The organism is Mesorhizobium sp. WSM4816 (assembly GCF_055811535.1).
Genome location: NZ_JBVVQR010000007.1, coordinates 146,631 through 153,731 on the forward strand (window position 1 = coordinate 146,631; position 7,101 = coordinate 153,731).

At 58.8% G+C, this 7,101-nt stretch carries 8 protein-coding genes; 5 read left to right on the forward strand and 3 right to left on the reverse strand.

Going from position 1 to position 7,101, the window contains the following annotated elements; translation table 11 throughout:
• Positions 1-128: 128 nt before the first annotated feature.
• From AC0L3H_RS11315 to AC0L3H_RS11335, 5 genes are all read left to right on the forward strand, one after another.
• On the forward strand, positions 129-1,055 hold the full coding sequence (locus AC0L3H_RS11315; RefSeq protein ID WP_473585500.1) for an SMP-30/gluconolactonase/LRE family protein: 927 nt from the start codon (positions 129-131) through the stop codon (positions 1,053-1,055).
• Positions 1,056-1,503: 448 nt separating this feature from the next.
• Entirely contained in the window at positions 1,504-2,310 is an 807-nt protein-coding gene (locus AC0L3H_RS11320; RefSeq protein WP_473491014.1) for a transporter substrate-binding domain-containing protein, read from the forward strand.
• Between the two features lie 70 nt (positions 2,311-2,380).
• The gene (locus AC0L3H_RS11325) at positions 2,381-3,085 is read left to right on the forward strand and encodes an amino acid ABC transporter permease (RefSeq protein WP_473585501.1); all 705 of its coding nucleotides are present in this window, start codon (positions 2,381-2,383) and stop codon (positions 3,083-3,085) included.
• Positions 3,082-3,741 (forward strand): amino acid ABC transporter permease, encoded by a 660-nt coding sequence (locus tag AC0L3H_RS11330; protein ID WP_473524982.1) that lies wholly within the window; start codon positions 3,082-3,084, stop codon positions 3,739-3,741. The genes AC0L3H_RS11325 and AC0L3H_RS11330 overlap by 4 nt, the downstream gene beginning before the upstream one ends.
• Complete coding sequence (locus AC0L3H_RS11335; protein ID WP_077380278.1) at positions 3,722-4,453, forward strand: amino acid ABC transporter ATP-binding protein; 732 nt, start codon at positions 3,722-3,724, stop codon at positions 4,451-4,453. The genes AC0L3H_RS11330 and AC0L3H_RS11335 overlap by 20 nt, the downstream gene beginning before the upstream one ends.
• Positions 4,454-4,462: 9 nt before the next feature.
• Here the strand turns inward: AC0L3H_RS11335 and AC0L3H_RS11340 are convergent, their stop codons facing one another.
• The 3 genes from AC0L3H_RS11340 to AC0L3H_RS11350 form a co-directional block, all read right to left on the reverse strand.
• A complete protein-coding gene (locus AC0L3H_RS11340) occupies positions 4,463-5,533 on the reverse strand; it encodes an adenylate/guanylate cyclase domain-containing protein (RefSeq protein ID WP_473585502.1) in 1,071 nt (356 codons plus the stop codon).
• A 3-nt stretch (positions 5,534-5,536) separates the two neighbouring features.
• Positions 5,537-6,028, reverse strand: coding sequence for a Rab family GTPase (locus tag AC0L3H_RS11345; protein WP_473585503.1), 492 nt, complete (start codon positions 6,026-6,028; stop codon positions 5,537-5,539).
• A gap of 15 nt (positions 6,029-6,043) precedes the next feature.
• Positions 6,044-7,101, reverse strand: a 1,058-nt coding sequence (locus tag AC0L3H_RS11350) for an OmpA family protein (RefSeq protein ID WP_473585504.1), incomplete at its 5' end; no start/stop codon positions are given.

A 7,101-nucleotide genomic window follows, 5' to 3' on the forward strand; every position in this document is an offset into this window, starting at 1 on the left:
AAGCTACGACATGTATGTTATCGCTATCATGCCGCGCTGGCAACAGCCGTCGCGCCGCTGCCGCACGAGATCGATGCACGCCGGTCAAGTGCCCGTTGCCGCTCCAGTAACCAGGAGAACTTAACCCAGTGTTTGGAGAGATTGAGGATACAGGTTTCGAAATGCTCGATCCGCGATTTGCCGCCTGCTTCGTCGGGCACGCACGCGTCGAGCGGCTTTGGTCGGGCGGGCGCTGGCTGGAGGGCCCTGCATGGTTCGGGCCGGGCCGCTATCTCATCTGGTCCGACATTCCGAACAACCGGATGATGCGCTGGGATGAGACCGACGGCTCGGTCTCGGTGTTCCGCCAGCCTTGCAATAACGGCAACGGAAACACAGTCGACAATCAGGGGCGGCTTGTCACCTGCGAGCACCTGACGCGACGGGTGACAAGGACGGGGTTCGACGGCGCGATCACGATCGTTGCTGACCGGTTCGAAGGCAGGCGCTTCAACTCGCCGAACGACGTCGTGGTTGCGTCGGACGGCGCGATCTGGTTCACGGATCCGCCCTACGGCATCATGCACGACTATGAGGGCGACTACGGCGAGGAAGAGATCGGCGGCTGCCATGTGTACCGGGTCGATGCGGCGACGGGCGCCGTCACTCGAGTCGCCGACGACTTCGTCAAGCCCAACGGCCTTGCGTTTTCCCCCGACGAAAAACTGCTCTATGTCGCCGACACGGGCGCTACGCACCTGGAGCGCGGACCCCGTCACATCCGGAAGTTCCGCGTCGGCGACGAAGGAAGGCTGAGCGGCGGCGACGTCTTTGCCGAATGCGCCAGCGGATTTTTCGACGGCTTCCGGATCGACACGAAAGGCCGCGTCTGGACCAGCGCCGGTGATGGGGTTCACTGCTTCGATCCGGACGGAACGCTAATCGGCAAGATCCGTATTCCCGAGACCGTCGCGAACGTGACTTTCGGTGGAGCTCGCCGCAACCGACTCTTCATCTGCGCGACGACTTCGCTTTATGCCGTCTATCTTACGGCCAACGGATCCAAACTGGGCTGACACTGCAGCAGAACGGTCAGCCATCTCGGGCGTCTGCGACTGCTCGACAATGTTACAACTCGAGCATCGAGGTAGAGCCAAGATCGGGAAGTCGCCGAAGCGAATGTCCCTTAGCGCAACCAAGCCGCGAATCTCCTGTATTTCGCGCATTTGGGGCTAACAATCCATGAAACACTCGCTGGGCACTTGACATTATGTTATCGATAACATCAATATAGGGCGGTTGGAGGAGAAATGAGATCGGCACGCTCGCAAATGCGGGCTAAGACCCGCGGAGAACGCCCTGTGCAGTCGCCAAGAGCAGTGTGCAGATCCAATTTTCCAACATCGAAGCTCTAGGAGCAGACACAGCCATCTGTCCGATCGTGTCAATGCCGGTGGATGCACGGACATATTTGATAGGCGCCTCGCAGTCGGCGCCTCGGGATCTTTCACGGAGGAGAACACCATGAAACCACTTGTCAAAATCCGCGCAATATTCGCCGCGATCAGCCTTGCCGTCCCAATGCTAGCGATGGCCAACGCGCCCGCCAGCGCCATCACTCTGGAAGAGATTACGTCACGCGGCAGCGTCCGAATCGGGGTCGTGACCGGCGCGCCTCCGATGGGCATGGTCGATGAAAGCGGCAATCCGACGGGTTATGACGTCGACGTCGCCAACCTCATTGCCGGTTATCTTGGAGTGAAGGCAGAACTCGTTCCGCTGACGCCGCCGTCGCGAATCCCAGCCCTGCAAACCGGCAAGGTCGATTTCCTGGTGGCCACACTGGCGCCTACCGGAGAACGGGCCAAGACCGTCATGTTCACCCAGCCCTACAGTGCCTTCAACATGGTGATCGTCTCCGGCCCAGATCAGAAATTCGCCCAGCTTTCAGAGCTCGAAGGCAAACGCGTTGGCGTCAATCGGGGCTCGTCGCAGGAAGCCGCATTGCGGCGGGTCGCTGTGCCGGGGCTCGAGATCGTCGTGTTCGAGGACGATTCGACAACCGCTCAGGCGCTCTTTGCCGGCCAGGTCGATGCGACCGCGCTCCCCTCGACGGTTGCCAACGCCATCATTCAGCAGCGGCCGGACGCCGGTCTGCAGGTCGGCTTCACCTTTTTCCGGCAAGGCAACTCCATGGCCACCACGCTCCAGGATTTCGAGGTGCACCAGTGGCTCAACACCGCGATCTATCTGATGAAGAATTCCGGCGAACTTGACGCCATCGCGACGAAGTGGACGGGCACCGCGATGCCGCAACTGCCTTTGTTCTGATCTCACGAAAGGTTGCCGGACTATCTGCGTCCGGCAAATTCGTTGGTGACGTTCCGATCGAGGACCAAGAATGTCTTACACATTCCAGTTCGGCGCTATCGCGCAATACACCGACGAGATTGTCGCCGGGATATGGCTGACGATCATGTTGTCCGCCGCCTCCATCGTGATGGGAAGTTCGTTCGGCATCGTTCTCGCGTCGCTGCGTTCGATGCACGGCCGGGCAGTGCGGCTCATGGTCGATGCGTTTGTCGAGATCATCCGCAACACGCCATTCCTGATTCAGCTTTTCATCATCTATTTCGGGCTACCCGGCGTTGGTTTGCGGGTTAGTGCAACGACGGCGGCGCTGATCGGCATGACGATAAACCTCGCCGCCTATTCGACCGAAATTATCCGAGCCGGCATAGAAGCCGTCCACAAGTCGCAGATCGAGGCGGGTGAAGCGCTCGGGTTCACGTCCTTTCAAATCTATCGCCATGTCATCATCATGCCGGCAATCGCCAAGGTGTATCCGGCGCTATGCAGCCAATTCGTCCTGATGATGCTTGCTTCAAGCATCTGCTCGGCGATTTCGACCAAGGAACTCGCCGCTTCCGCAGCCTTTGTCGAATCGCAAAGTTTTCGTTCGTTCGAAGTCTATATCGTCGTGACGCTGATCTATCTGGCTCTCGCCCTGGCGTTGCGCGCGATACTGGCGCTCGTTGGCTGGGGCCTGTTCGGGCGCCGTGTGGCGCGCAAGGCGACGACCTCCCTTGCGGAGGTGCAGGCATGACGCTCCGGACTTTCGGCTTCAGCGAATTCGGTTTCCTTGTCTCGGCGCTGCAGTGGACGATCCTTTTGACCGTCATTGCGCTTTCCGGTGGCGGCTTTATCGGCTTCATCATTGCACTCGCGCGGACCTCGACACGCAAGGCCGTGCGGGTTGCCGCCGCCACCTACATCCAGGTCATCCAGGGCATTCCCGTGCTGATGATCCTGTTTCTTTCGTATTACGGCCTCAGCCTCGCCGGCTTTCAAATGCCGCCCCTGGTCGCAGCCGGCGTTTCGATGACGATCTATGCGTCGGGCTACCTTGCGGAGATCTGGCGCGGCTCCATTCAGGCCGTGGCCAAGCAGCAATGGGAGGCGTCGGAATCCTTGGCGATGACGAGAGCCCAGCAATACCGCTACGTCATCCTGCCTCAGGCCCTACGCATCGCGCTCCCTTCCACCGTCGGCTTTGCCGTGCAGGTGGTCAAGAACACGTCGATTACCTCGATCATCGGCTTCGTTGAACTCGCCCGCGCCGGGCAACTCATCAACAACGCGACGTTCCAGCCGTTCCGCGTTTTTCTCGCAGTCGCGGCTCTCTACTTTGTCGTCTGCTATCCATTGTCCCAGCTGTCGCGTCTGCTGGAAAGGAGGCTCCATGCCGGAAGTGCTTATTGATAATGTCCACAAGAGCTTCGGAGCTGTCGAAGTCCTCAAGGGCGTCTCGCTGTCCGTCAATCGGGGCGATGTGTTTGCGTTGATCGGCCGTTCCGGTTCCGGAAAAAGCACGCTTCTGCGCTGCATCAACGGATTGGAAAAGATCAATTCCGGCCGCATCGAAGTTGCTGGCCACGCCGTTGGCCGAGACCCGAAAGAGTTGCGCAAGCTGCGCACCGATGTCGGCATCGTCTTCCAAAGCTACAATCTCTTTCCGCACCTGACGGTGGGCGAAAACATCATGCTGGCGCCGCGGATCGTCAAATTGGTGTCGAAAGCTGAAGCCAAAACCACTGCGGAGGAAGTTCTCGGCATGGTTGGCCTGTCGGAGAAGTTCGACGCCTATCCCGACCAGCTTTCCGGCGGCCAGCAGCAGCGCGTGGCGATCGCCCGCTCGCTCGCCATGCGTCCCAAGGTGATGCTGTTCGACGAGGTGACGTCGGCGCTCGATCCGGAACTGACCGAGGAGGTGCTGAACGTGCTGGAAACGCTCGCCCGTAACGGAATGACCATGCTGCTCGTCACCCACGAGATGGGTTTTGCCCGCCGGGTGGCGACCACAACGATTTTCATGCATCACGGAAAGATCTGGGAAGAGGGGCCTTCGGTTGAACTCTTCGGCAGGCCGAAGACCCCGGAACTGCAGCAGTTTATTAAATCGGACGTGAAGTAGCCCGGCAAATCAGGGCGGGAGCCGCCACATTCGCACACGACCTGTACCGCGCAATTCCGTTTCCGCGAGAGGGTCGCAAGCAAAATTTGGTCCAAGCAGTTTGCGAGTTGCATCCGAAATACGGATTTCATCGGGCTCCGCTGACGTTTGAATACGTGCGGCGAGATTAACGGTCTCGCCCCAAAGGTCATAGGCGAACCGCCTTTTGCCTATGACGCCCGCGACGATTGGTCCTGAGTGAATTCCAATTCTGAGTCTTATCGGTTCTCCTGCGAAGCGTTCGTGCTTAACCGCCTTCCGCAGTTCAAGTGCATAGTGCGCAAGAGCTTCTGCATGATCGGATCGCGCGACGGGCAGGCCAGCGACCACCATCACACAATCGCCGATTGTCTTGATCTTTTCGCAGCCGTCTCGTTCCGAGAGCAGATCCGCCGCCTTGAAAAAGTAATTTAAAATAGCCAGCGTTGTCTCGGCGCCGACGCGCCGCGCTCTTTCCGTAAAGCCGACTATGTCGGCAAAAAGCACACTCACGTCAGCGTGGTTGTCTGCAATTTGTTCGTCCGCTTTTAACCGCTCCGCGATCGACGCCGGAAGAATGTTGAGGAGCAGGCTTTCGGCGCGCTGGTATTCACGCGACAATCCCTCCTGGCTCTGCCGCAACGCCTCGTTCGTCAGCTGTAATTTTTCGTTGAGTTGACGCTCCCTTTCTTGCAGGAGTGTCATTTCATAAGCCTTTTGTTGAAGCCGCTGCCTGTTGTCGCGTTCGGCAGTTGCGTCAAGAAAGAGCAGCCATACGCAGGCATTGCCAGCAAAAAGATGAAGGTCCGCGACACGCCCGCTGGGCAGTTCGACCATGGCCATATGGTATGGAAGCTCCGGGCAAGGCAGCAAGCCTTCCATGAATGCAAGCTGCTCGGCTACGGGCTTGCCAAGGCAAAGTGATGATAGGCCGTAATGTTCAACATTGCCGCCCTTCTCAGCTATGCAAAGCTGGGCGTCAATTTTCAGATATGCGACAGAGTGCTCGTTGGAGAAGAAATCGTAAATCCAGCTTCTGACCTCTCTTGGCAATCCACGCATGGTCTATTCGGTGACCATCGAAGCAAGCTGGCGGAACGCATCATCAACATGTTCACCCGAAAGCGCACTTGTCAGATAGATTTGCCATCCAAGTTGCCTCAGTTCGTTAATCTCACTATCCGATATTGCCCACCCATCGGCCAGATCGGATTTGTTGAACAGCAATACGAACGGCATGGCGCCGAATTCGGCCTCGGCCCGCTCGCGCAGCGTGAGCGCCACGGCAAGAGTAGCGGCGCGGGTTCCATCGACGACAAGCACGAGCCCGCTCGCGCCCCGCACATAGCTGACGCGGAACGACCCGATATCGTCTTCGCCGGCCAGATCCCACAAAATCAGATCCACGGTTTTGTCCGGCAGTACAACACTCTTCTTGTCGATTTTCACTCCCACGGTGGTCAAGTAGGTTTCTGAAAAGATGCTTTGCACAAACCTGCGAACCAGACTCGTCTTTCCGACAGCGAACCCGCCCAACATGCAGATCTTCTTTTGCAATGTCGTGGGCTCCGCCTAGTGGAAGGTTACCGTAACCGAAACTCTGCGATTGGCGGAACTCCCGGTTCGGCTAATCTCAGTCTCCGCCGGCTCAAAAGTGCCCGCGCCGCGAACCAAAAGCGATTCCGGAGCGACGCCGCGCTTCTTGAGAAGCGCACGAACTGTCTCGGCGCGGGCGGCGCTGATCGACGCGTTGGCCGTCTCACGGCCCACGGCGTCCGAATGGCCGGTCAACATGAACTGTGCTGTTACGCCTGCCTTGCGGGCGTCCTTGGCCAATTCCTTCAATTGATTCGCCAATTGGTCGAGAACTGGCAGTTGCTCTGGTCCCGGTACAGCCTTGCCAGAATCGAAGAAAATGTCGACCGCTTGAATAGCCTCCCTCAAATGCGTGAGTTCCTGAGGGGTCACCTCGCGCAGCTCGGAAATTTCTAGAGAGAGTCCGTCCGCGGCCAGTTGTTGGGCGGCGACCCGCGCCCGATCTATCCAGGCGGCAGGAGCCTCGCCCACGACAACGATGCGATCCTTGATGATCGAAAATCGTACTGAATCCGGCGGGACCAGCGACGCCATCAGCCGCTTCACCACGAACTTCGGATCAAGGCTCTGATAGAATTGCCACTGCGAATGAACGCGAGCTGGATCAACCTCCGTTCCGGACAGCAGAGCCTGCGGGTCGGCGGCCTGCGGGTCTCTCAGGCCGGAAATATAGAAATGCCCGCCACTCGCCCTTTGTTGGGCGACGATGATTCCCGGTTGGGCCTCAAGACGCGACACATAAGTCTGCCAGTGCTCCGCCGCGCGTGCTTCGGGGCTCACATCACGAACCTTGGAGAAGTCTAACACCGGTCCGCCTGCCTCAAGCTGTCGGGCCGCTACGCGTGCCCGATCTATCCAGGTGTCGGGAGCCTCACCCTCGGCAACGATGCGATCCTCGACGATCGAAAGCCGAACCGATTTCGGCGGGGTCAGCGACGCGGTTAGCCGCTTCAGCACGAACTCCGGATCAAGGCTCTGATAGAATTGCCACTGTGAATGAACGCGGGCGGGATCGACCTGCGTTCCGGACAGCA